The organism is Collimonas sp., assembly GCF_035566375.1.
Taxonomy (GTDB): domain Bacteria; phylum Pseudomonadota; class Gammaproteobacteria; order Burkholderiales; family Burkholderiaceae_D; genus Collimonas.
The window spans coordinates 75,367-100,184 of the sequence record NZ_DATMRK010000062.1; the positions used below are offsets into that span (position 1 = coordinate 75,367).

A 24,818-nucleotide genomic window follows, 5' to 3' on the forward strand; every position below is an offset into this window, starting at 1 on the left:
ACCACCTAGTGCGCTCTGTCTTTCTCCGAATCCGTCATGTGGGGTCAGAGTCGAGTTTCGCGATGAAGCGCTGCGAAAGTCGACTCTGACCCCAGATGACTCTGTATTACATCACCGTCACCATTAGCAATAGTCAGATAGGCATTTATGAAGAGATTACTGAAAACCGTTCTTGTGTTGTGTTCCATACTCGCGTCTTGTGCGTTCGCCAAGGACGATGAAGCCCCAAGAAAAATCACCATCGGCCTGATCGCCACCACGACTGCGGAAGATACGCAGAAGCGCTGGCAGCCGGTGATCGACGATTTTGCGAAATACACGAAAATGGAAGTACGCACGGTGGTTTCCACCGACTACAACGAGATCCTGGCCGGCTTGAAAACCAATACCATCCAGGTCGCCTGGCTGAGCAGCAAGATCGCGCTGGAAGCAGTGGAGGACCAGCAGTCGACGATTTTTGCGCAGATGGTGAAAAAGGACGGTTCGCACGGCTACAACTCTGTGCTGATCACGCCGGCCAAGAGCCCGATCAAATCGTTCGAGGATATCTTGGTCAACAAGGGCGTCTACAGTTTCTACGATGGCGACAAGAGTTCGACCTCGGGCTACCTGGTGCCAGCCTACTATGCCTTCGCCAAGAACAAGGTGGAGCCGGAACGGCTGTTCAAGAAAATCACGATCGGCAATCACAAGAAGAATCTGCAAGCGGTGATCGACGGCCAGGTTGATGTGGCGACCAACAATACCGAAGAACTGGACCGCCTGAAAAAAGAATCGCCGGAGCAATTCAGCAAGCTGCGGGTGATCTGGTCATCGCCCTTGATCCCGAACGACCCGCTGCTGTATCGCAAGGATCTGCCGGCCGCGACCAAGGCGCGTATCGAAGATTTCTTCGTCACCTACGGCAAGCCGAAAAATCCTGCCAGCCAGCCCGACGTGCTGCAAAATATTCTCGATCTGTCCGGCTTCCAGCATTCCACCGATGCGCAGTTGAAGCCGATCGCCGATCTCACCATGTTCGGCCTGTTGCGCAACAATATGTACGACAGCAAATTGAGCACGGCGCAAAAGCAAAAGGCTTTCGAAGATATTACGGCGCGTTTCGGCAAGTTGAGCATGGCGCTGGAAATGGCGCGCATACGCTAAGCGTTTGCCGATGCAGTGTTTGGGAAAACCAGGCTGAAGCGGATCAGCCCCTCGCGTGAACAGGCCACATCTGCGCTGCCGCCATGCACCAGCATGATGGCGCGCACGATGGCCAGGCCGAGGCCATTCGATTCAGTGTATTCGCTGCGCGATTTGTCACCGCGGTAGAAACGGTCGAACAGGCGGTCCAGCTGCTCTTGCGGTAGCGGATCGCCCTGATTCTCCACTTCAATCTGCATCCCCTGCGCTTGCTGCCGCGCACGCAAGCGCACCGTGCTGCCGGGCGTCGCATAGCGCACCGCATTGACCACCAGATTACTCACAGCGCGGCGCCACATGATAGGGCTGGCTTGCAGCTCGCCGGCGGCCTCTACTTCCAGGCGGATGCCGCGCTCCTCGGCGACGCCTTCAAAATATTCGGCAATCTTGTGCAATTCGTCGGCCAGCAGCAAGGAAATTTTTTCCACCGTCAGCCCGGCGTGATCGGCATGCGCCAGGAACAGGATGTTTTCGACAATCCGGCTCAAGCGCTGCAACTCTTCCAGATTCGATTCCAGCAGCTGCTGGTATTCGGCGGCGTTGCGCACCTGGCCCAAGGCAACCTGGGTCTGCCCCATCAGGGCGCCGATCGGGGTCCGTATCTCGTGCGCCAGATCGGCAGAAAACTGCGACAGATGTTCGTAACCGTCGGCCAACCGGTCCAGCATGGCATTGAACGAAGCCGCCAGCCGCCGCAGCTCTTGCGGTGCATCCTCTTCCCGCAAACGTATCGCGATATTGGTCGGGCTGACTTCAGCGGCGCGCTCGGCCATCGCCGTCAAGGGCTGGAAACCGCGCTTGAGCACCAGGAAGCCGAGCAGCGCCGTCAGCAGCACGGCCGCCGCCGCCGCCGCGATCACTTGCCAGTAATAGCGTGCCAGGATGTGCGACTCTTGCGTCATCACATGGGCGCCGGTAATCACCACCGTGCTGCCGTCGCTGCCGACCTCGGCCAGCGCCGAAACCCAGCGCACCCGCACACCGTCGGCGCGTGCGCCGACAGTCAGCGCCCCTAGTTTTAACGGCTGGTTCAGGGATTGCGGCGTCATCGGCGGCGGCGTCATGTTATCGGGATTGACGCGCACGAAAGGCGCTTGCCCCGGATAAGCGAACATCAGCACATCCTGTTCGCTGCCCAGCATGGTCTCGAACAAGGCCGGCCGGTCTTCCATCTGCTTGACGTTGTAGAGATCGTGCAACAGGCGGCGAAAGTGTTCGACCCGGCCGATCAGGGAATAGTCGGCGCGGGTTTCCAGCGCCTGCCGGGTCGACGAATACAGGTACATGCCGAGACTGGTGACGACCGCGCAGGCGATCAGCGCGAACAGGAAAGTCACGCGCGCGGTCAGCGACTGGCTGCGCCCGATATTCCAGATGTTCCCGATACTCATGGATCCTCCGCAAACATGTAGCCGATGCTGCGTACCGTGTGTATCAGTTTGTGTTCGAAGGGATTGTCGATCTTGGCGCGCAGGCGCTTGATGGCGACATCGACCACATTGGTGTCGCTATCGAAATTCATGTCCCATACTTCCGATGCGATGACAGTGCGCGACAAGGCTTCGCCCTTGCGCTTGACCAGCAGATGCAGCAGCAGGAATTCCTTGTTGGTGAGGACGATGTCGATGCCTTGGCGGGTAACCCTGCGGCGCAACAGATCGAGCTGCAGATCGGCCACCTGGAAAAAATCCAGCTCATGCGCCTCGCGCACCACGCCGCGCCGCAACAGCGTGCGGATGCGCAGCAGCAATTCAGTAAAGGAAAACGGCTTGACCAGGTAATCGTCGGCGCCCAGTTCGAGGCCGCGTATGCGGTCGTTGACATGATCGCGCGCGGTCAGGAAGATCACCGGCAAATCACGCTTGGCGCGCAAGGCGCCCATGATTTTCCAGCCGTCGGTACCGGGCAGCATGACGTCCAGCACCACCAGATCGTAGGGATTGTGCAGAGCCATGTGCAAGCCGTCGCTGCCGTTGCGCACCAGATCGACTGCGTAGCCGGATTCACGCAAACCCTTTTTCAGGTAGTCGCCGGTCTTGAGATCGTCTTCGATAACGAGGATAGCCATGCTGATCCCATGATTTAGATACAGCCCATTCTATCAATTCGACTGCCGCGAAGAATGACAATATTGTCATTCATATGTCACCGATAAGACACTGCAGCGCGCCTAGACTGGATTTCCCAGCAACCACCGAGACCGTTTTCATGAAAACCACACAACTTTTGCGCCGGCTTGCGCCCGCATTGGCAGCAACCGCTTTGCTGGCCTATGGCAGCGTCGCCGTCGCCCAGACTGCCGCACCTGTGGTGCGAGTGCGCGCCACCATCGACAAAGTTAATCCCGACAATCTCGAAGTCAGCACCAAGGCCGGCAAGAAACTGACCTTGAAACTGGCGCCGGACCTGATGCTGTTCTCGGTCAGCCATGCGGCGATCACCGATATCAAATCCGACAGCTTCATCGGCAGCGCTGCCGTGCCGTTACCTGACGGCAGCCTGAAGGCGCTGGAAGTGCATGTATTCCCGGCCGGGATGAAGGTCGGCGAAGGTCATTACGCCTGGGATCTGGGCAAGAAAAGCAGCATGACCAACGGCACCGTGGGCGATGTCGTGGTGACCAGCGGGCGCACCATCACAGTCAAATATCCGGACGGCGAAAAGAAAATTGTGGTGCCCGCCGATGTCCCTATCGTCAGCCTCAACAAGGGTGACCGCAGCTTGCTGGCGCCTGGCGCGCATGGCGTGTTTTTTGTCGCCAAGGCCGCCGACGGCAGCGACGTTGTGGGCCGCGCCACGATCGGCGTAAATGGCGTAGTGCCGCCGATGTAGTGCGTCCGATGTAGTACAGCCGACGCAGTCTGGCAAAAAAGACGGGCGGCAGCGCCGCCCGCGTACCTTCTTTACAAGGCCGGTCCATGACAACAGCCAACACTTCGCCGCCGCAAAAGCAATCCCGCCGCATCATTCATCCACTGCTGGTGCGCGCAACACACTGGCTCAATGCCTTCGCCATCGTCTGCATGGTCATGAGCGGCTGGGAGATTTACAACGCTTCGCCGTTGTTCGCTTTCACTTTCCCGAAATGGGCCACTCTTGGCGGCTGGCTGGGCGGCGCGATTGCCTGGCATCTGGCGGCGATGTGGCTGCTGCTGGTCAACGGCTTGATCTATCTTGCCTATGGTTTTCTGGGCGGCCATTTCCGCCGCCATTTCCTGCCGTTGCGGGTAGCCGATCTGCTGCGCGATTTAAAAGATGCGCTGAGATTCAAGCTGACGCACCAGGCCGGTATCTACAACGCGGTACAGCGCCTGATGTATATGGCCGTGCTGCTGCTGGGCGTACTGGTGGTGGCGTCCGGTTTGTCGATCTGGAAACCGGTGCAGCTGGATAGCCTGGTCGATCTGTTCGGCGGCTATGACGTCGCGCGCCGTGTGCATTTCATTGCGATGGCCGGCATCGTTGGTTTCGTGGCGATCCATCTGGCGCTGGTGCTGATCGTACCCAGCACCTTGCTGCCGATGGTAACTGGGCGTGAACCTAAGCATGGATTGAAACAGCACGGATCGAACCAGGAGCAGCAAGCATGAATGATAAAAAACAGAATTTGCCGCGCAACGCTGAATTGCAACCGGAACTGGTACAGCTGCAACGCCGCCTGTTCCTGCGTTCCGGCCTGTCGCTGGGCGCCTTGTCCATGCTGTCCGGTTGCAATATGCAGGATGGCGATACGGTCGACAAGGTGTTGTGGGCCATGTCGCGCTGGAACGATCGGGTGCAGGCCATGTTGTTCCGGCCCAGCCATCTGGCGCCGACATATCCAGCCAGCATGATCACCAAGCCGTTCCCGTTTAACGCTTTTTACGACGCCGACTCAGCGCCGGAAATCGATGGCGACAGCTATCAGCTGGAAGTCTCTGGCCTGGTGCGCGACAAGCGCAGCTGGAACCTGGCGCAACTGCGCGCCTTGCCGCAAGTGTCGCAGATCACGCGGCATATCTGCATCGAGGGCTGGAGCGCCATCGGCCAGTGGGGCGGCGTACCGTTCCGCACTTTCCTCGCCCATATCGGCGCCGATACCACGGCGCGCTATGTCGGCTTCAAATGCGCCGACCGCTATTACTCCAGCATCGACATGGCGACCGCCTTGCATCCGCAGACCATGCTGGCGCTGGACTTTGGCCAGTCACCGTTGCCGACCGAATACGGCTATCCGTTAAAACTGCGAGTGCCGACCAAGCTGGGTTTCAAGAATCCGAAACACATCGCCGCCATTTTCGTCACCAATGAAAATCCCGGCGGCTATTGGGAAGACCAGGGTTATAACTGGTTTAGCGGTTCTTAAGAAACCCCGCCGTGCCTCATTCGCCGCGTTCGCTGCAGCATGGGCAGCCGCGATGTTGGCTCATCAGATGCGGTGTGCCGGCGTCTTCATCGTCGTGCGCCAGCGTTTGCATGAATGCGGCCAGCGATTGTTCCATGCTGGCCAGGCGGTCGGCGGGCGCCAGCTGGCTGGCGTTGTTTTGCGGGTCGCTTGTGCCTGCCAGCCAAAGCCCGGCTTTGCGTGCATGAGTGCTCATTACTCTTCCACCTGACCGTAAAATTTCTCGCAAATCTTGATCCGCTCCCGCCCTTGTTCCTTGCGCCAGCGATTGCTGTCGCGCAGGGAGTAGACACAGCCGCAGTATTCCTGCTGGTAAAAATTCTCGCGCTTCGAAATCTCAATCATGCGTGCCGATCCGCCTTGCTTGCGCCAGTTGTGATCCCAGTAAGTAATACCGGGATAATGCGCCGCCGCGCGTGCGCCGCAGTCGTTGATCTGCTCCATGTTCTTCCAGCGTGAAATCCCGAGCGAACTGCTGATCACCGGGAAACCGTGTTCGTAGGCATACAACGCAGCGCGTTCAAAGCGCATATCGAAACACATGGTGCAGCGCTTGCCGCGCTCCGGTTCGTCTTCCATGCCTTGGGCGCGGGCAAACCAGTTGTCCAGATCGTAATCGGCGTCGACAAACGGCACGCCGTGCTGCTCGGCGAAGCGGATGTTTTCATTCTTGCGCAATTCATATTCACGCTGCGGATGGATGTTCGGGTTGTAGAAATAAATCGAAAAATCGATTTCGCTGGCGAGCAAAGCTTCCATCACTTCACCCGAGCAGGGCGCGCAGCAGGAATGCAATAGCAGTTTGTGGTGGCCGCCCGGCAGGACGAGTTTCTGGCGTTGGGTCATGGTCGGAATAAGAAAAGTGCCGCTGCCAGACGGGACGAGGCAGCGCTTACTATCGAGTGTCTCGATTCGGCTGCGCTGCGTCAAGCGACAAACTCTCAAGTTTGCATGAGCGAAATTCATACAGCCGCCACCTGTCAATATTGGCAGGTGGTTTTGACATGCTGCGGTCATAAATGCGCCATATATTCGGGCAGCAAATCGTCGGGCAGCAAATGCTGCCGAAAACTTTTCCTTCCTGAATGGAGTCTCCATGAAACTGAATCGCCAGCTGTTCATCACCCTTCTCAGTGGCGCTGCTTGCGCCGCACCTTTAATATTGGCAAGCTCGAACGCCCAGGCCTGGGGTGATGAAGGCCACAAGGTGGTCGGCCTGATCGCCGATCATTACCTCACTGCCGACGTCCGCGCCCAGGTCGACAGCATACTGGCAACCGACAACAGCGGCTTGACCGCCACCGACATCGCCGCCGAAGCTACCTGGGCCGACAAGTACCGCAATGCGCACCGCGAAACCGCGGCCTGGCATTTTGTCGATACCGAAATCAGCGACGGCGATATCGACGCCGCCTGTTTCGGCCACCCGACTCTACCCGCAAACACTCCGGCATCTGGCGGCGTGGCGCAGGATTGCGTAGTCGATAAAGTCGATCAGTTCAGCCTGGAATTGCGCGATCCAAACACCACACCGGAGGAACGCCTGCTGGCGCTGCAGTTCCTGCTGCACTTCGTCGGCGACATGCACCAACCGCTGCACTCCAGCGATTCGCATGATCGCGGCGGCAACGACGAGATGGCATCGGCCAGCGGCATCGCGGCGGGCAAGCTGCATGCTTACTGGGATACCGCCTTCGTGAATAAACTGGGGACCGATCAGAACCAGGTGGCGTCGGCATTGATCGCCAAGATCAGCAGCACCCAGATCGCACAATGGCAGCAGCAGACGCCGCGCGACTGGTCGCTGGAAGCTTTCGATCTCGCCCGCACCGACGTCTACGGTAAGCTGCCGACGCCGGACGCTAGCGGCAAATACAGGCTGCCCGCCAGTTATGTCCGCAACGCCAGCAGCGTAGTGGCCATGCAATTGAGCCGGGCCGGCGTGCGTCTCGCCAAAATCCTCAATGACGCCTTGGGCAATGGCGCCGCGGCGACATCGGGCGCTGCCGTGCTGACATCGCCGTTTGGCGGGAAAAAATAACACGCGCTGACGCTGACTCCTGATCGCCACGGCAAGAGTCATCTGGGGTCGGAGTCAACGGGGTTAGAGTCAATTTTGCAGTGTTTCATCGCCAACTTGACTCTGACCCCAGTTAGCTACGGACCCCAGTTAGCTGCGTTTGTTAAGCGCAACCGGGCACGGGGGCATTGTCATGCTTTATGAAATTATCAATCGCCGCTTATCCGACCAAGCCGCGTTTCGCCAGCATCGGCTCCACCTTTGGATCGCGGCCACGGAATGCGCGGAACGCCAGGGCCGGATCCTGCTTGTTGCCTGAGCTGTAGATGTAACGCTGCAAACGCTCGGCAATCTTTGGCTCGAACGGATCGCCGGTTTCGGTGAAGGCGTTGTAGGCGTCGGCGTCCAGCACTTCGGCCCACATGTACACGTAATAACCCGCGGCATAATCGGCGCCGCTGAACAAATGCTGGAAATGCGACAGATGATGGCGCTGGCCGATGTCTTGCGGCACGCCCAGCAGTTCGCACTGCTGCGCTTCAAAAGCAGCAATATCGACCGCACTGCCGTTCGGCAGCGAGTGCAAAGCCATATCGATCAGGGCCGGGCCGGCATACATGATGGTGGCCCAGGCTTGGTCGAACTGGCGCGCCCGTTTCAATTTTTCCAGCAAAGCCGAGGGCATCGCCGCGCCGCTTTGGTAGTGACGGGCATGGCGCTGCAGCACGACTTCTTCCTCGGCCCAGTTCTCGAAAATCTGCGAAGGCAGTTCCACGTAATCCTGCAACACTTGCGTGCCGGCCAGGCGCTCGTATTTTACTTGTGACAGCAGGCCATGCAAGCCGTGGCCGAACTCATGGAACAAGGTGCGCACATCGTCGAAACTCAGCAAGGTGGCGTCGGCCTTGGCGAAATTATTGTTGTTGATGACCACCGGCAGTGTGCCGCCATTGTGACCAGACTGGCTGCGGAAGATATGCATCCAGGCGCCGCTGCGCTTGCTGGCGCGGGCGTAGTTATCGCCGATGAAGAGACCGATCAGTGCATTGTCGCGATTACGCACTTCCCACAGGCGGGCATCAGCGTGATGTAGGGCGACGCCGTGCTGCTCGACAAAGCTGAGGCCGAACAAGCGCTGGGCGCAGTCGAACATGGCCTTGATCATGTTCTCCAGCGCAAAGTAGGGCTTCAACTCGGCGTCGTCGAGATCGTAACGCGCTTGCCTTACTTTCTCGGCCAGATAGCGCCAGTCCCAGGCGGCGATCGGGGTCGGCTGGCCCAGGCTGCGCGCCATCTCGGTCAGTGCGATGCGGTCATCGGCGGCTTTGGCCTTGGCCGGTTCCCACACCTTGCCGAGCAGCGCCGAGACCGCTTCCGGCTTGCCGGCCATGCGATCGATCAGCTGGTAGTCGGCGTAAGTCGGATAACCGTGCAGCTGCGCCTGTTCCTGGCGCAGCGCCATGATTTCGGCGGCTACCGGGCGATTGTCATGCGCGCCGGCGTGAGCGCCGCGCGCTACCCTGCCCTGCCACACCGTTTGCCGCAGATCGCGCCGGTCGGAAAACGTCAGGAACGGTTCGGCCAGCGACGGTGACAGCGTAATCACATGGCTGTTTTCCGGCAGGCCGCGCTGCTGCGCCGCCGATTTGGCTGAAGCACGCAGAAAATCCGGCAAGCCGGCCAGCGCTGCTTCGTCTTCCAGCAGCAGGGCGAAGCTGGATTCGTCGGCCAGGACGTTTTGCGTGAACTCGGTGCTCAATGCAGCGAGTCTTTCGGTCAAAGCACTGTATCTGGCCCGCGATTGCGGCGGCAGGTTAGCGCCGGCGCGCACGAAATCCAGATGCACGCGTTCCAGCAAGCGCAGTTGTTCCGGATCCAGGTCTAGCTCGGCGCGCTGTGCGTACAGCGCAGCGATCCGCGCAAACAGGCCGGCATGCAGGTAAATCGCATTCTTGTGCGCCGCCAGCCGCGGCGCCAGTTCGACTTCGACGGCTTGCAGGGCGGGAGAAGTTTCGCTCGCGGTCAGGTTTTCGAACAGCAGGCTGATGCGGCTGTTCAAGCGCCCAGAGACATCGAAGGCGGCTAGTGTGTTGCTAAAGTCGGGCGCTGCGGACTGGTTGGCAATCGCATCGATTTCAGCCAGGTGCGCCGGCAACGCCACTTCAAAAGCCGGGACAAAATGTTCAGCCCTGACCAGGTCGAAAGGCGGTAATCCGTATGGGGTATTCCAGTCTTGCAACAGCGGGTTGATGGCTTGAGTATCTGTCATGGCTAGCATCCGGGCTAAAGAAGAGAACGCTATTGTATAGCCGTACGTCAATTTTTTAGGGGCAGCTTCTCCGTAGCCCGCTAAGTGGGGTCAGAGTGAAGTTTCTGCAAAAAGCGCGCAGAAAGTTCACTCTGACCCCAGTTAGCTGCGTTGGTTAAGCGCAAACCGGGCAAGGGAATTGAATGGATGTCATTGCATGCACGCGCAAGCGATGGCTTATCTTCAGCATTAACGACCGAGTTTATAGCCCTAGATCGCTCAACCCTGGATGATCGTCCGGACGACGCCCCAGCGGCCAGTGAAACTTGCGTTCCGTTTCCTTGATCGGCAAGTCGTTGATGCTGGCGTAACGACGGTGCATCAGGCCGTTTTCATCGAACTCCCAATTCTCGTTGCCGTAGGAGCGGTACCAGTTGCCGGCGGCGTCGTGGCATTCGTAGGCGAAGCGCACGGCGATGCGGTTGCCGTCGAAGGCCCACAATTCCTTGATCAGCCGGTAATCCAGCTCGCGCTCCCATTTGCGCGTCAGGAATTGCACGATCTGCTCGCGCCCCTGTGGGAATTCGTGGCGATTGCGCCAGATGCTGTCGACGGTGTAGGCCAGCGATACGCGTTGCGGATCGCGGCTGTTCCAGCCGTCTTCCGCCATCCTGACTTTCTGTATCGCGGTGTCCCTGGTGAAGGGTGGGAACGGTGGACGGGCTTCGCTGGTTTGACTCATGGTAAAACTCCTTGGTCGGTGATTGGCTGTTGCCGGCTGGTTGCGCCAGGCAAGACCATACTTTACAAAATTCCACTGGAATAAAGAATAATCATAAAATGCAATTTATTCTTCCTCTGACTGGAATTTAAAAATGGACCGGTTTCACCTGATGAGCGTGTTCGTGGCGGTCGCCGAAGAACAGAGTTTTGCCGCTGCGGCGCGGCGCCTGCAAATGTCGCCGCCAGCCGTTACGCGCGCCATCCTGGCGCTGGAAAACCGGCTCGGCGTGAAACTGCTGAATCGCACCACCCGTTACGTGCGCGCTACCGACGCCGGCTTGCGTTATCTGGAAGACGCGCGCCGCATCATGGCCGAGGCCGATGAAGCCGACGAGGCTGCCGCCGGCGTCAACGCTGAACCCCGTGGCCAGCTGACGGTGACGGCGCCGGTATTGTTCGGGCGGATGTTTGTGATGCCGAGCATGGTCGATTATTTGCAACGCTTTCCGGCGATGGCGATATCCGCGCTGTTCGCCGACCGTGTGGTGAATTTTCTGGAAGAAGGTATCGATGTCGGTATCCGCATCGGCGAACTGGCCGATTCGAGCATGAAGGCGATCCAGGTCGGCCAGGTCAGCCGTGTGGTGTGCGCCGCCCCGGCTTATCTCGCCACCCATGGCGCGCCGGCGACTCCAGAGCAACTGGCAGGGCATACAGTGATTGCCTCGACTGCGGTGGCCGCGGACAGCGAGTGGCGCTTCATCAACAGTAGTAAGCCCGGCGGCAAGCAGATCAGCAATGCGAAAATCCGGCCACGCATCACCGTTAGCAGCAACGACGCAGCGATCGAAGCCGCATTGCACGGCTTCGGCGTGACCCGGCTGCTGTCGTACCAGATCGCGCCCTATCTGGATTCGGGCCAGTTGCAGATCGTGCTGGCCGATTACCAGCCTGCCAGCGTGCCGGTCCATGTACTGCATCGCGAAGGTCGGCTGGCGTCGGCCAAGGTCAGGAGTTTTGTCGATTTGCTGGTCGACAGTCTGCGAGGCAACCAGGCGCTGCGTTAAAGGCGGCCGCGCAGCCTTGGTCCCGATTCAATGCCTGGCGTCCGTCCTAACCTTACTCAACTGCGTGCTCTGGCCGTCCATACAAACCCGCCACCGGCTTGCTGCCCAATTGCCGGATTAAACCCTGCATGTCGGCGTGATCAAGGGTGACCACGGTGCGGCCGGCAATGCTGCCCTGGTCGGCGCCGTTGCCGGATGGCTTGAAGCTGAGCGGCTGCGGCGCGATCAGTTTGCCGTCGGCGTGAAGATCGCCGTCCCTGACCCGCAGGTAAACTTGCGGCAGCAGCATCTGGCCGGGCTTGCCATCGGCCTGGGTAACGTCTTCCTGCACCAGCCAGACGATATCGCTGGTGAGCTGCGCCATTTGCGCTGGCGACAGAGCGACGCCGGGCCGCAGGTTCCAGGTCTTGGCAAAGGTGACACCGTTATTCAGCAGAGCGCGGTAACGCGCCTGGTCGCTGGCATAGTCGCCGAGGCCTTGCTGGCCGCGTAGCTGGATGATTTGTTCGCGCACCAGGCGTTGCGCGAAATATTCATCGCCCAGATATTTCTGCATATAGCTGGGATCGAATCCCAGCTGCTGCAACATGTAGTTCGACGCCAGCCAGCGGCCATATTCGGTGTACTTCGGATCTGTTTCAATCGGGTAGCTGAGCTCGGAATCGGGATTGCCAAGGAACATTTTCTTTCTATCCAGCTGCTGATCGACCTGCTTGTCGATCGTACCGATCGGCGTCACTGCCGCAGCGGCGGCGTCGATGGCCGCGTTCACGCCATCGGTCTTGCGCTCGGCAATAAAGGTGCCGCTCGGCGTCGGCGCAGTCTTGTCCTTGCTGCTGGATGGAGAGAGCGTGAAGGTTTTATCGCTAAAGACAATACCGGCCTGGCCGTTATCATCCTTGTGCTGGGTATACACGACGTATTCTTCGTTATCCTCCCCGGTCTTGGTTTCGCTGGTGGCGTAGTAATGCGTACTGGCGCCGCCGAGAACGACTTTGTCGTGACCGGTAACCGTGGTGTTGTTGATCGCGGTAGAGCCGCTGTCCAGACTGCCGCCGGCGGTGATCTGGCTCTTGTCATTGAGAATGGTGTCGGCCTTCAAGCGCATATTGCCGCCAGACTGGATCTTACCCGGATCGGAAGTGCCGACTTCGGTGCGGGTAGTGGTCAGCCCGCCAGCGAGGCTGTAAAAATTATCGTTGACGCCAGCTGTCGGTGTCGGATTGTCATCCGTGAGCAGGTAAGAAATGCCGCCGACAACGAAGATGCGGGGATTTTTTGCCGCCTCAATCCAGTTCTGGCCGTCAAACGAATAAGCGGCGCCGGTAAAATCGCCGCCCTGCACTTCCTCGATGGTCGTGAAATAGATATCCCGGTTGTTGATGGTCTTGGCGGCGATATCCAGATTGCCGGCAGCGTCGATGGTCGCGCTCTCGTTGTTGAGCGTGGTGGCCGAACCAATGGCATGGTCGTCGCCATCCAACGCGCCGCCGATTGCCATGTCGCCTTTGCTGTACAGGGTCGAATGGTCCCTGTTGTTGATGGTGACGGCGCCGATATCCAGGCGCTCGCGCGCGCCAACCACCGCGGCGACGTTGTCTTCCTTGTCATTATTGAGGATGTTGGCGGCGAGCGCCACCTGGTCGCCGTAAATCCGGCCGCTGCCCAGGTTGTTAAGCGTATCGGCCTGCACCCGGGTCTTGCCGCCATTGATCTGGCCGCGGTTGTTGAGCGTGCCGGCGGTTTTGATGCGCGTGGTTTGCGCACTGATTTCAGCGCCCTTGCTATTGTCGATATTGGCGGCCTCCAGATTCAATGTCTTACCGGCGCGGATCAGGCTTTGATTGCTAAGTTTGCCGCCGCTGCTGAAGGCGAGGTCGCCGTCGGCCTGCAGCGTGCCGGTGTTGTTGAAATCGCCGTCAACGCTGATCGCCATATCGCCTTTCGACAGCAGCTTGCCGTCGCCGCCGAGCTTGACGCTGTCCATGCGCAGATTGTTGGCGGCGATAATAACGCCCTTGCTGTTGCTGATCTCCAGTTTCCTGGCTGTCGCATCGCGGTCCTGAATCGTCACGCTGTTTTGCGAGGAAATCACGCCGTTATCGTTGTTCAACTTACCGGCGCTGATGATGGTCAGCGCGTCGTTGGCGCGAATGGCGCCGCCGCTGTTGTCGATCTGGTCGGCGTCGATGCGGACCGATTTCCCCTCCAGGCCCTGGTCGCGGCCCTGGGTATCCCGGTTGACGACACTGTCGGCCTGTATGTCCAGCGTGGCGCCGGAACGGATCAAGCTGGAAGTGTTGTCGATGCTGCCGCTGCGGATGGTCAAATCGCCTTGCGCCTGGATCTGGCCGCCGCGGTTGTCCAGGCTGCTGCTGTCCAAGGCCATCGCTTGCGCGGCGACGATGCTGCCTGCCTGATTGTCTATGCTGCGCGCGCTGATCTTCAAGCCGCCGTTGCTGCCGATGCGGCCTTTACCATTGCTGAGCTTGCCGCTGAGAGTGATGTTGCTGTCGCCGCTGCTGTCGCTCTGCAGCACGTAGCCGTTCAGATTGGATAAATCCTTTGCGCGCAGGTCGAGCCGGCCGCCGGCGATGGCGGCGCGGTCGGTACGCAAAGTACCGCTGGTGCTGGCGCTGAGTTGTTTCCTGGCGATTACGGTAGCGTCGCTAGCGTCGATGTCGCCCTCGGCGGCATTCAGGCTGATGTTATTGCCGCTGGTCTGGCTGCCTGCGAGATCGAGCGCGCTGCCGTTCATGCTGAGATCGCCGCCGGCCAGATTGCGGCCCAGCGCGGTGATCTTGCCTTTGCCGGTGAGTTGCAGATTGCCGCTATTGCCGATGCTGCCGTCGTCTTTCATGCCAGCTGCCAGCACCGAGCCGGCGCCGCTGTTGATCTGGCCGCCGGCGTTCAGCACGGTGTTGCCCATGGCGACGATACTGCCGCTATTGTCGATGTCACCGCCGCTGCTGAGTTGCGCGTTGCCGCGCGCCATGACGACGCCGCTGTTGTCGATGCCGGCGCCGGCGTTCAGCATCAGATTGCCGCTGCTGTTGATGGAGCCGCGATTTTGCAGCTGGCCGCTGGCGGTGATGACGATATCGCCGGCGCTGGCGCCGATCTGGCCGGCGTTGCGCATGCCGACCCCGGCTTCAGTGCCGATCAACATGATCTTGCCGGCATACATGCCGCCCAATTGGCCGACGTCCACCGCGTATTCCGGTACGTTGCCGTTAGCGTCGGTGATCGGCGAGATCTGGCTATGGTCGGCGCTGACCTGGTTGAGGCCGGTGGTGATTTTCAGCGAATTGGCCCAGATCCCGGCATTGACTTGCAGCGAACGCGTAATCAGATCGGTGAAATCCGCCTGGCTGCTATCCATGCCCTTGCCGCCGATATTGATGACACCGCCCTGCACCCGAAATCCTTCCAGGCTGCCGTCAGCGCCGAGCACCGGCGCGCCGGTAGTTAGCGTGATGCGATTGGCGTTGATGAAGCCGCAGCCGTCGCAAGTGATGCCGGCCGGGTTGGCCACGATCACTTGGGCGTTGTCGCCGGCGACTTCCATATAACCGCGCAACTGACTGGCCGTAATCGCATTGACTTCGTTCAGAATTATCCGCGCCGTGCCTTTGACCAGATTCGGATTGGCCTGGACCCAACCGCCCAGTTGCGTGTTCGATGGCCGATTGCCGTTGTTGAGGATGACGCCTTGCGGGCCGACGTCGAACTGCCAGAACTTGTTGTGAGAGAGGCCGTCTTTGGGGGCGGTGATGTTAACCAGCGGCACGCCGTTGGCGGCGTTGATGACCGTCGCCTGCTGATCGGCGGGCGCGCTGCGGTCGGGTGTCTGCTGGGCGGCGGCGAACGGCACCGCCAGGAGGAAACTCAGACCCATCGACAACATGGCGGCAAACGGCAAAGCGCGCAAGCGCAGCATAGGCGCCGGGCTGGCGGCCGCGCTGGCGCTGCCGGCGCGCCCGGTAGTGCTGCCGGGCGCTTTGCCCTGGCTGCTGGCGGTTTCGGCAACTGCCATCAGCAAGTTGCGGCAGCGGTTGAAAACGAGACGATAACGTTGTTGGTTCATGGTGTTGTTCCTGTATTGGGTCAGAGTCAAACGCCGGAGTCAGGCGCCAGAGTTAGGCGCCTTATGCGGGCGCTCGTCGGCTAAGCTGTTGGTTAGAAAGTCCAGTTCAGGTTGAAACCTGTGTTGATATGAGCGGTCTCGAAACCCTGCGGCTTTTTCAGCGGCTGACCGGCAAACAATTCATAACCCATGCCCAGGTAGCGGCCACGCAAGCCGACCACATAACCGGCCAGCTCGGTGCCTAACAGATATTGCGTGGAGTAACCGCCAACCTGGCCGTAATCGAGGCCGGTAAACACTTCCTGGCCGCTGCCGCCCAGCGCCAGGCTGAGATCGTTGCGAACCAGCCAGCCGCGCTCGCCGGACAGATACACTTCGCCGTCGAAACCGCGCACGGTATAGCGGCCGCCGATGGCGAAGCGGTCTTGCGGCACTAGCGGCGTATCGTTCCATTGGCCGCGCCAGGTCAGGTTGTAACGTAAATTCTGGCTGCTGAGCTTGAACGGCAGATTGAATTGCGCGCTGGCGCTGACGATCTCGGGCCGCGAAGAACCCAACTGACCAATCCCGAGTTTTTCTTCTGGCGACGGTTCGGCGCCGAACGCACCGGTACCGCGCCGGTAGCCCAGGCTGGCGTCGACTGTTGCAGCGCCGATGAAATGGCGATGGCTGACGCCGGCTTCCCAGCCAGCCATAGCGCGATGCTGGCTTTCAATTTCAATGCCTTCGATAAAGTTGTTGGAGGAGCGAGTCCAGCCGCTGAAATAGGCGCTGGTCTTGCTGCTGGCGTCGCGCCACAGCAAACGCGATAGTTTGATCTCAGTGCTGCTGCTGTCACCGCTGAACGAAATCGGCTGATACACCGTTGCCAGCGTCTGGTGATAGCGGAAGTTGCTGGTGGTCACCCCGAGCAGCCAGTAGCCGTATGGGATGTCGTAGTGCAAGGTGTAGCTCTGGCTGCCCTTGCCACCTGCATTGCCGCCGCCCAGGTCATGGCTGAAATTGGCGTAGAACATATCGTTCAAGGTCAACAGGTTATTTGAGGAAACGGTCACGCCAGCCTGATATTTGCCGGTGGCCTTGCTGCCGGAGTCATCGGCCGTCAGGGTGACGCGGAATGGCATTGCGGCTTCTTGCCAGCCGATGACGACATCGCTTTCGCCAGGTTTGGCGGCCGCGCCTTGCGCCGGCACGATCTTGATCTCGGCGTCGACGGTCGGCATCCGCTTGTAGTTTTCCAAACCTTGCTCAAGATCGCGCAGATTCAGCAAGTCGCCGGGCTGCGCCGGCAAAGCGTTCCACAAGGTGGCGCGCGGGCTGGCGCCGTCGGCAAAACGGATGGCATGGATCCGGCCCGGCACCAGGCTCAGCTGCAAGGTGCCGCTGTTCAGATCCTGCGGCGCCGCCAACACCCGGGTGGTGACGTAGCCCCTGGCGATGATGGCGTTTTGCACGCGCTTCATGGTCAGGTTGATCGCGCTGCTTCCCAGGCAACGGCCGCTGGCCGGATCGTCTTGCGGATCGGCGGCGCGCAAGGCCCATTGGAAGCGCTCGGCGCTATCGCCTACCAGTTCGATGCGTTTGATGGCAAAGCAAGGGCTTTCGTCGACTGGCAGCCTGGCTGACTCGGCCCCGTCCGCCGCCGGCGCCGGGGCTTCAAGCGAGACGTCAGGCTGGCTTTCTTGCTGCTCGCGCAGTACACGCTCCCGTTCCAGCTGGCGCTGCTCCTCGCTGACCGCCGAAGCCGGCTCCCGCACAGGAGCCGCGCTGGCCTGCGCGATGCCGCCAGTCATTAACAATACCGCCATCACGATCGGCCGCAGCACACCACCGGCCTGGGATTGTCGCGCAGCGGGAGCGGAAGCGGGAGCGGGAGCAGCAATACGGCGCGCCGTTGTCGACGTCGACCTGGATGCGTATTTGGAGAGAGGTTTGTGCATTTTTAGGTAATTGCTCGTATTAATCGATACGAGAATTATCTAAGGCTGGCACTAGCAATAATCTAAGAAATTTCTGAAAATGACATTTTGGATTGTTGCTTTACAATTAATTTCTTTCTGGATTTCCCTGCATATCCAGGCAAATTGCGTCCGGCATAGGCGACGACAGTTGGTTACGAGGTTTCTTCGACCAATATTTCCGACAGCAATTTTTTGATCTCAGGCACACAAGAACCACAGTTGCCGCCAGCCTTCAGACAAGTAGTGACTTGCGCCACGCTGCGCAAACCCTGCTTGCGCACCGCATCGCAAATCGTATTGCGGCCAACCGAAAAACACGAACACACGGTGGGCCCGGTATCGGCGCCCTTCTCGATCGGCTGGCCGATCAACAGGCCGACGCGGTCGGCGTCTTCCAGTTTTTCCTTGATGAACAGGCTGGCCAGCCAGGCGCGCGACGGCAGATCCGGTCGCGGCGACAGGAACACGCAAGCGTCGATGCAATCATCGACCACATGCACGGCACGATAAACGCCGGCGCTAGCGTCTTCATATTCCAGCCAGTCGGCGTCGGCAGAGTCGACTCCCAGCAGCTTGGCGGCCCAGGCGCCATGATCGGCGATCGGGCTGCGGCCGGCCAGTTCGTAGCGATTAAAGCGCCGTCCCTGGATCCGCGTCCAATGCGTGACATCGTCCAGCACCGGCTGGCTGCGGCTCAACACGAAACCGTACCAGGCCACGCGGAATTCTTCGACCCGCACCGGGGTGTGCTTGAATTCCGGTTCGCCGGAAATCGGATCGACTACCGGATTGACCAGCGCTCCCACCCGCGCATCGGAAGCCGATTGGCCATTCCAATGAATCGGCACAAAAATACTGCCGCGGGCGATCCCGCCGCCATGCTGCACCCGCGCCACCATCGCGCCCCAGCGGGTCGACACGCGCGCCAGCATGCCTTCGCGCACGCCGTACAAAAGAGCGTCCTGCGGATGCATATCGACAAAAGATTCGGGCACATGATCGGCCAACTTGGGCGATTTGCCGGTGCGCGTCATGGTGTGCCACTGGTCGCGCACGCGGCCGGTGTTGAGGCTCATCGGATACTCGCTGTCGGGCGCGTGCTGCGGCGCGCGCGGCGGCGTGGCGATGAAACGCGCCTTGCCGTCGGCGTGGGAAAAGCGGCCGTCAGCGAACAGGCGCGCGGTGCCCTGTTTTTTACCTGAGGCGGTGGTGACGATCGGCCATTGCAGCGGTTGCAAGGCATCGAAGCTGGCTTGATCCAGACCGCTCAGGCCAGCCAGATTGAACAGCCGGCGCTGGCCAAAGATGTCGCCATTGCGGAAGGCGCTCAAGCGGGTGTGTTCGTCGAATATCTGATGCACTGCGCTGAATGCGAAACCGTCATATCCCATGCGCTGCGCCACCTGGCACATGATCTGCCAATCGGCGCGGGCCTCGCCCGGCGGCGCCAGGAAAGCGCGCTGGCGCGAGATGCGGCGCTCGGAACTGGTCACCGTGCCGTCTTTTTCACCCCAGCCCATGGCCGGCAGCAAGACGTGGGCAAAGGCGTTGGTGTCGGTTTTTTCGACGATGTCGGAGACCACTACCAGCTCGCATTTGGCGAGCGCGCGCTGCACCTGATCGGCGTCCGGCAGGCTTACTACCGGATTGGTGGCGATGATCCATACCGCCTTGACGCGGCCGGCTTCGATGGCCTGGAACAGGTCGACCGCTTTCAAACCAGGCCGCTGCGCCATACGCGGCGATTGCCAGAAATCCTGCACGGTCTGGCGATGTCGTGGATTGTCGAGATCCATATGCGCCGCCAGCATATTCGCCAGGCCGCCGACTTCGCGGCCGCCCATCGCATTCGGCTGACCGGTGATCGAGAACGGGCCCATGCCGGCTTTGCCGATGCGGCCGGTCAGCAGGTGGCAGTTGATGATGCTGTTGACCTTATCGGTGCCGGATGAGGATTGGTTGACGCCTTGCGAGAAAGCAGTGACGACTTTTTGATTGGCCGCAAACCATGCGTAAAAGGTCAGCAAGTCTTGCAGGTCTACCTTGCAAGCTTTAGCCACGGCGGCGGGATCGGCGCAGTCGGCCTCGGCCGCTTCCAGCGCTGCGTCCAGGCCATTGGTATGGGCGGCGATAAAACCGGCATCGGCTGCGTCCTGCCGCGCCAGATAACTGAGCAAGCCGTTGAACAGCCAGACATCGCTGCCAGCCTTCAGCGGCAGATGCAGATCGGCCAGTTCGCAAGTGGCGGTGCGGCGCGGATCGATCACCACCAGCTTCATCTGCGGCCGGGTTTCCTTGATTTTGGCGATGCGCTGGAACAGGATCGGGTGGCACCAGGCGGTGTTGGAGCCGACCAGCACCACCAGATCGGCCAGCTCCAGGTCTTCGTAGCAAACCGGCACCAGATCCGCGCCGAAAGCGCGCTTGTGGCCGGCCACCGCGGACGACATGCACAGGCGCGAATTGGTGTCGATGTTGGCGCTGCCGATGTAGCCCTTCATCAGCTTGTTGGCGATGTAATAGTCTTCCGTCAGCAGCTGGCCCGAGACATATAGTGCGACGGCGTCCGGCCCGTGCTGGTCGATGATCGCGCGGAAGCCATGGGCGACTTTATCCAGCGCCGCATCCCAGGACACGCGCTGCATCGGTTGCGGATCACCGGCTTGCACATCGCGCATCTGCGGATATAACAGACGCCCATCCAGATCGACGGTCTCGCCCAGCGCCGAACCCTTGACGCACAGGCGGCCAAAATTCGAGGCGTGGGTTTCGTCGCCGGCAATCTCAACCTGGCCGTCGCCGCGGACGGTGGCGCGCACACCGCAACCAACGCCGCAATAGGGGCAGGTAGTCTGCGTACCGCTCTGCTTTTCAGCCAGTTTTTCGGCCAGCTGGCCGGCCGCAACCAGGGGAAAAACAGGAACCGGATCTATGCTCATGCGCGCCCTCACTCAGGCAGCCTGGGCGCACAGCGCCTGGCCGAACAGCAACTGGCTGCGCAGCGCCGAAATATCGGTGCGGCTCTGGATCATCTCGAAATACCAGGGACCGTCCTTGACGTCGCCATACAGTACCGCGCCGACGATATGCGGGCCGTTGATCACCAGCCGTTTGTAGATGCCGCGGCGTGGATCGCGCAACACCAGGTCTTCGCTACCCTCGCCGCCGATGAAATCGCCGGCGGAATACAGGTCGACACCGGTGACCTTGAGTTTGGTGGCGGTGGCTTGCTGCACATAACGCCGATGGCCGGCGCCGGCCAGATGAGCGCCGCAGACCCGCGCCTGGTCCCAGATCGGCGCCACCAGGCCGAAGGTTGCCATGCGGTGCTGCACGCATTCACCCACCGCATAGATGCGCGGATCATAGGTTTGCAAGGTGTCGTCAACCACGATCGCACGTTCGCAATGCAGGCCGGCTTGCTGCGCCAGTTCGATATTCGGGCGAACGCCAGCGGTCATGACCACCAGATCGGCGGGGATTTCAGTGCCATCCTTGAAGCGCACTGCGGTGACTTGCTCGCTACCGACGATTTCAGCAGTCTGAGCGTTCAGTAAAAAGCGCAGGCCTTTTTGTTCCAGCGCCTTCTTCAACAGGATCGCCGCCGATTTGTCGAGCTGCCTCTCCATCAGGCTGTCCATGACATGCACCACGGTCACATCCATGCCTTGCCGCATCAGGCCATTGGCGGCTTCCAGGCCGAGCAAGCCGCCGCCGATGACTACCGCATGGCGATGATTGCGTGCCGCCGTCAACATGGTTTCCACATCCTGGACATCACGGAAAGCGATCACACCCGGCAGTTGGTGGCCCGGCACCGGGATGATGAAAGGCTTGGAGCCGGTTGCCAGCAGCAGGCGGTCATAGCGCAGTTCGACCCCGGCGCGCGAACGGACGATACGCCGATGGCGGTCTATGCCCAGCACCGGATCGCCGGCATGCAGCGTGATGCCGTGCTGCCGGTACCACTCAGGCGTATTCAGCATGATGTCGTCCATGCTCTTGTCGCCCGCCAGCAGCGGCGACAGCAGGATGCGGTTGTAATTGCCGTGCGGCTCGGCGCCGAATACGGTGATGTCGTACAGGTCCGGCGCCAGCTTGAGCAACTCTTCCACCGTGCGCATGCCGGCCATGCCATTGCCGATCACCACCAGCGATGGTTTGTCGGCTTTCGATGGCGCGGCGGTTGGCGCTTTCTTGCTCATACGCCTACCCAAACCTTGCCCTCGCTGATGCGGGCCGGATAGGCGCTCACGGAATGCTCCGGCGCTTCCAGACATTCACCAGTCTGCAGATCGAAGTGTTGCTTATAAATAGGCGAAGCGACCACGATGCGTTCTCCCAGGCTGCCGACCAGGCCGCGCGACAGCACCGCCGCCTCAGCGTTCGGATCGTAATTGCCGATGGCGAACACACGATGCTCACCGTCGATGACATGGAATACGGCGATCTGCTCGCCGTTGACCAGCGCGCAGACGCCGGTATTCGGCACGATGTCTTCCAGCGGACAGACGGCGATCCAGTTGCTGCTTTGACGGTCATGATGCATGGCAGTTCCTTTAAGCGGTTTCGACAGCAATCGGGATAGTGATGCGCTTGCGTTCTTGTATGGTGGCGGGACGGATCTGTCCGCGCTCTTCCATGAACACCACGTTATCGTCGGCCTGGTCGCTATTGACGAAATGCTGGAAGCGCTTGCGCGTTTCAGCATCGGTCACGGCGTGCTTCCATTCGCATTCGTAAGTGTCGACCACGTGCTGCATGTCGGCTTCCAGTTCGGCTGCGATGTTGAGTTTGTCGTCCACCACTACCTGCTTCAGGTAGTCGAGACCGCCCTCCAGGTTGTCGCGCCAGACGCTGGTGCGTTGCAGGCGGTCGGCGGTGCGGATGTAGAACATCAGGAAGCGGTCGATGGTCTTGATCAAGGTTGCCTTGTCGAGATCGGCTACCAGCAGTTCGGCGTGGCGCGGCTTCATGCCGCCGTTGCCGCAGACGTACAGGTTCCAGCCTTTTTCGGTAGCGATGATGCCGACGTCCTTGCCCTGCGCTTCGGCGCATTCGCGGGTGCAGCCGGAGACGCCGAACTTGATCTTGTGCGGCGCCCGCAAACCCTTGTAGCGGTTTTCCAGTTCGATCGCCAGGCCGACGCTGTCGTCGACACCGTAGCGGCACCAGGTCGAGCCGACGCAGGATTTGACGGTGCGCAGGGATTTGCCGTAAGCGTGGCCAGATTCAAAGCCGGCAGCGATCAGCTCTTCCCAGATCAGCGGCAACTGCTCGACGCGGGCGCCGAACAAATCGACCCGCTGGCCGCCGGTGATCTTGGTGTACAAGCCATATTTCTTGGCCACCTGTCCCACCGCGATCAAACCATCCGGCGTGACTTCGCCACCGGCCATGCGAGGCACTACCGAGTAAGTGCCGTCTTTCTGGATATTGCCAAGGAAATAGTCATTGGAGTCCTGCAGGCTGGCGTGCTCCTTTTTCAGCACGAAATCGTTCCAGCAGGACGCCAGGATGCTGGCCGCCACCGGTTTACAGATATCGCAGCCGAGGCCCTTGCCATGCTGTTCCAGCAAGGCGCCGAAAGTTTTGATCTGGCCGACCTTCACCAGATGGAACAGCTCCTGGCGCGAATAAGGAAAATGTTCGCAGACATGGTTGTTGACCGCCATGCCCTGTTTCTTCATCTCAGCCTTCATGATCTGCGTCACCAGCGCCACGCAGCCGCCGCAGGAAGTGCCGGCCTTGGTGCAGCTTTTCAAGGCGCCGATGTCGGTGGCGCCGGCGCTGACTGCGGCGCACAGATCGCCCTTCGAGACATTATTGCAAGAACAGATCTGCGCCGTCTCCGGCAAGGCGTCGACTCCCAGCCCGACTTTGGCCTGGCCGTCGGCTTGCGGCAGGATCAGGAATTCCGGCGAAGCCGGCAGCTCGATGCGGTTCAGCATCATCTGCAGCAGCGTGCCGTATTCGCTGGCGTCGCCCACCATCACGCCGCCCAACAGGTATTTACCGCATTCCGAGACCACGATTTTCTTGTAGATCTGTTTGCGCTCATCGGTGAACTGATAGGAGCGGCTGCCGGCTTCCTTGCCGTGCGGATCGCCGATGCTGGCGACATCGACGCCCATCAGCTTGAGTTTGGTGCTCATGTCGGCGCCGGTGAATTCCGGTATCGCAATGCCGGCGCTGGCCGGCTCTGCCAACATGTGTTTGGCTGCAATGCGCGCCATGTCGTAACCGGGTGCTACCAGGCCGAATATCCTGCCGTTCCACAAAGCGCATTCGCCGATCGCATAGATGTCCGGATCGGAGCTGCGGCAGCTGTTGTCGATCACGATGCCGCCGCGATCGCCGACCTTGAGCCCGCTATCGCGCGCCAATTCGTCACGCGGGCGGATGCCGGCCGAGAACACGATCATGTCGGTATCGAGATGGCTGCCGTCGTCGAAATTCATGCGATGCGTGCCGCTTTTGCCATCGACGATTTCCAAGGTGTTCTTTTGGGTGTGCGCGGTGACGCCCAGTTCTTCTATTTTCTGGCGCAGGATGCGGCCGCCGCTTTCATCCACCTGCACCGCCATCAGGCGCGGCGCGAATTCGACCACATGGGTTTCCAGTTGCATGTCGCGCAATGCCTTGGCGCACTCCAGCCCCAGCAGGCCGCCGCCGATCACGACGCCGCTGCGCGAGCGTTTGCCGCATTCCAGCATCGCCTCCAGATCTTCAATGGTGCGATAGACGAAACAATCCTTGCGCTGGTTGCCGGCCAGGGTCGGCACAAAAGGATAGGAACCGGTAGCGATCACCAGTTTGTCGTAGGACAGGGTTTCAAGCGCGCCGCTGACGTTGACAGTGACAGTCTTGGCGGCGCTGTCGATCAGTTGCGCCTTGGCGTTCAGCTTGAGTTCCATATGCTGGTTGCCTTCGAAAAAACCGGGCGCCACCAGCGACAGATCTTGCGCCGATTTGCCGGCAAAGAATTCCGACAGATGGACACGATCGTAAGCCGGGCGCGGTTCTTCGCACAGCACTGTAACTGCTATGCCTGGTGTGGCGGTGCTGGCCTCGGCCAGGCATTCCAGGAATTTGTGGCCGACCATGCCGTGACCGATGACGATGATTTTCATGGCGTTTTCC

18 protein-coding genes are annotated in these 24,818 nt (G+C 60.2%); 6 read left to right on the top strand and 12 right to left on the bottom strand.

Going from position 1 to position 24,818, the window contains the following annotated elements; translation table 11 throughout:
* Positions 1 to 147 precede the first annotated feature (147 nt).
* The gene (phnD, locus tag VNZ60_RS19850; protein ID WP_325662219.1) at positions 148 to 1,146 is read left to right on the top strand and encodes a phosphate/phosphite/phosphonate ABC transporter substrate-binding protein; all 999 of its coding nucleotides are present in this window, start codon (positions 148 to 150) and stop codon (positions 1,144 to 1,146) included.
* On the opposite strand, the gene VNZ60_RS19855 is transcribed toward phnD, so the two are convergent.
* The gene (locus tag VNZ60_RS19855; protein ID WP_325662221.1) at positions 1,143 to 2,576 is read right to left on the bottom strand and encodes a heavy metal sensor histidine kinase; all 1,434 of its coding nucleotides are present in this window, start codon (positions 2,574 to 2,576) and stop codon (positions 1,143 to 1,145) included. The genes phnD and VNZ60_RS19855 overlap by 4 nt on opposite strands.
* Positions 2,573 to 3,253 (bottom strand): heavy metal response regulator transcription factor, encoded by a 681-nt coding sequence (locus VNZ60_RS19860; RefSeq protein WP_325662222.1) that lies wholly within the window; start codon positions 3,251 to 3,253, stop codon positions 2,573 to 2,575. The genes VNZ60_RS19855 and VNZ60_RS19860 overlap by 4 nt, the downstream gene beginning before the upstream one ends.
* A 140-nt stretch (positions 3,254 to 3,393) precedes the next feature.
* Between VNZ60_RS19860 and VNZ60_RS19865 the strand changes: the two genes are divergently transcribed.
* The 3 genes from VNZ60_RS19865 (at position 3,394) to VNZ60_RS19875 (ending at position 5,530) form a co-directional block, all read left to right on the top strand.
* A complete protein-coding gene (locus VNZ60_RS19865; protein ID WP_325662224.1) occupies positions 3,394 to 4,017 on the top strand; it encodes a hypothetical protein in 624 nt (207 codons plus the stop codon).
* Between the two features lie 86 nt (positions 4,018 to 4,103).
* Complete coding sequence (locus VNZ60_RS19870) at positions 4,104 to 4,775, top strand: cytochrome b/b6 domain-containing protein (protein WP_325662226.1); 672 nt, start codon at positions 4,104 to 4,106, stop codon at positions 4,773 to 4,775.
* The gene (locus VNZ60_RS19875) at positions 4,772 to 5,530 is read left to right on the top strand and encodes a molybdopterin-dependent oxidoreductase (RefSeq protein WP_325662228.1); all 759 of its coding nucleotides are present in this window, start codon (positions 4,772 to 4,774) and stop codon (positions 5,528 to 5,530) included. The genes VNZ60_RS19870 and VNZ60_RS19875 overlap by 4 nt, the downstream gene beginning before the upstream one ends.
* A 16-nt stretch (positions 5,531 to 5,546) precedes the next feature.
* Here VNZ60_RS19875 and VNZ60_RS19880 read toward each other — a convergent pair whose 3' ends face one another.
* Together VNZ60_RS19880 and VNZ60_RS19885 are read right to left on the bottom strand one after the other, a co-directional pair.
* Positions 5,547 to 5,765: a hypothetical protein gene (locus tag VNZ60_RS19880; protein ID WP_325662230.1), complete on the bottom strand. Its 219-nt coding sequence runs from the start codon at positions 5,763 to 5,765 to the stop codon at positions 5,547 to 5,549.
* A complete protein-coding gene (locus tag VNZ60_RS19885; RefSeq protein ID WP_325662231.1) occupies positions 5,765 to 6,415 on the bottom strand; it encodes an epoxyqueuosine reductase QueH in 651 nt (216 codons plus the stop codon). The genes VNZ60_RS19880 and VNZ60_RS19885 overlap by 1 nt, the downstream gene beginning before the upstream one ends.
* 250 nt (positions 6,416 to 6,665) lie before the next feature.
* Here VNZ60_RS19885 and VNZ60_RS19890 point away from each other — a divergent pair, with 250 nt between their 5' ends.
* The gene (locus VNZ60_RS19890) at positions 6,666 to 7,610 is read left to right on the top strand and encodes a S1/P1 nuclease (protein ID WP_325662233.1); all 945 of its coding nucleotides are present in this window, start codon (positions 6,666 to 6,668) and stop codon (positions 7,608 to 7,610) included.
* Positions 7,611 to 7,809: 199 nt separating this feature from the next.
* Here the strand turns inward: VNZ60_RS19890 and VNZ60_RS19895 are convergent, their stop codons facing one another.
* The gene (locus VNZ60_RS19895) at positions 7,810 to 9,858 is read right to left on the bottom strand and encodes a M3 family metallopeptidase (RefSeq protein WP_325662235.1); all 2,049 of its coding nucleotides are present in this window, start codon (positions 9,856 to 9,858) and stop codon (positions 7,810 to 7,812) included.
* Between the two features lie 241 nt (positions 9,859 to 10,099).
* On the bottom strand, positions 10,100 to 10,579 hold the full coding sequence (locus VNZ60_RS19900; RefSeq protein ID WP_325662237.1) for a nuclear transport factor 2 family protein: 480 nt from the start codon (positions 10,577 to 10,579) through the stop codon (positions 10,100 to 10,102).
* A 133-nt stretch (positions 10,580 to 10,712) separates the two neighbouring features.
* On the opposite strand from VNZ60_RS19900, the gene VNZ60_RS19905 reads away from it, so the two are divergent.
* Positions 10,713 to 11,627: a LysR family transcriptional regulator gene (locus VNZ60_RS19905; protein ID WP_325662239.1), complete on the top strand. Its 915-nt coding sequence runs from the start codon at positions 10,713 to 10,715 to the stop codon at positions 11,625 to 11,627.
* Between the two features lie 52 nt (positions 11,628 to 11,679).
* Here the strand turns inward: VNZ60_RS19905 and VNZ60_RS19910 are convergent, their stop codons facing one another.
* The 6 genes from VNZ60_RS19910 to nirB all read right to left on the bottom strand — a co-directional run bounded on the left by VNZ60_RS19910 (position 11,680) and on the right by nirB (position 24,808).
* Complete coding sequence (locus VNZ60_RS19910) at positions 11,680 to 15,714, bottom strand: two-partner secretion domain-containing protein (protein ID WP_325662241.1); 4,035 nt, start codon at positions 15,712 to 15,714, stop codon at positions 11,680 to 11,682.
* 92 nt (positions 15,715 to 15,806) lie between these two features.
* Positions 15,807 to 17,522: a ShlB/FhaC/HecB family hemolysin secretion/activation protein gene (locus VNZ60_RS19915; protein WP_414648921.1), complete on the bottom strand. Its 1,716-nt coding sequence runs from the start codon at positions 17,520 to 17,522 to the stop codon at positions 15,807 to 15,809.
* 305 nt (positions 17,523 to 17,827) lie between these two features.
* Positions 17,828 to 20,614: a nitrate reductase gene (locus VNZ60_RS19920; RefSeq protein WP_325662245.1), complete on the bottom strand. Its 2,787-nt coding sequence runs from the start codon at positions 20,612 to 20,614 to the stop codon at positions 17,828 to 17,830.
* A gap of 12 nt (positions 20,615 to 20,626) precedes the next feature.
* Positions 20,627 to 21,880: an NAD(P)/FAD-dependent oxidoreductase gene (locus tag VNZ60_RS19925; RefSeq protein ID WP_325662247.1), complete on the bottom strand. Its 1,254-nt coding sequence runs from the start codon at positions 21,878 to 21,880 to the stop codon at positions 20,627 to 20,629.
* Positions 21,877 to 22,224, bottom strand: coding sequence for a nitrite reductase small subunit NirD (gene nirD / locus VNZ60_RS19930; protein WP_325662249.1), 348 nt, complete (start codon positions 22,222 to 22,224; stop codon positions 21,877 to 21,879). The genes VNZ60_RS19925 and nirD overlap by 4 nt, the downstream gene beginning before the upstream one ends.
* A 10-nt stretch (positions 22,225 to 22,234) precedes the next feature.
* On the bottom strand, positions 22,235 to 24,808 hold the full coding sequence (gene nirB, locus VNZ60_RS19935; RefSeq protein WP_325662251.1) for a nitrite reductase large subunit NirB: 2,574 nt from the start codon (positions 24,806 to 24,808) through the stop codon (positions 22,235 to 22,237).
* Positions 24,809 to 24,818: the final 10 nt, after the last annotated feature.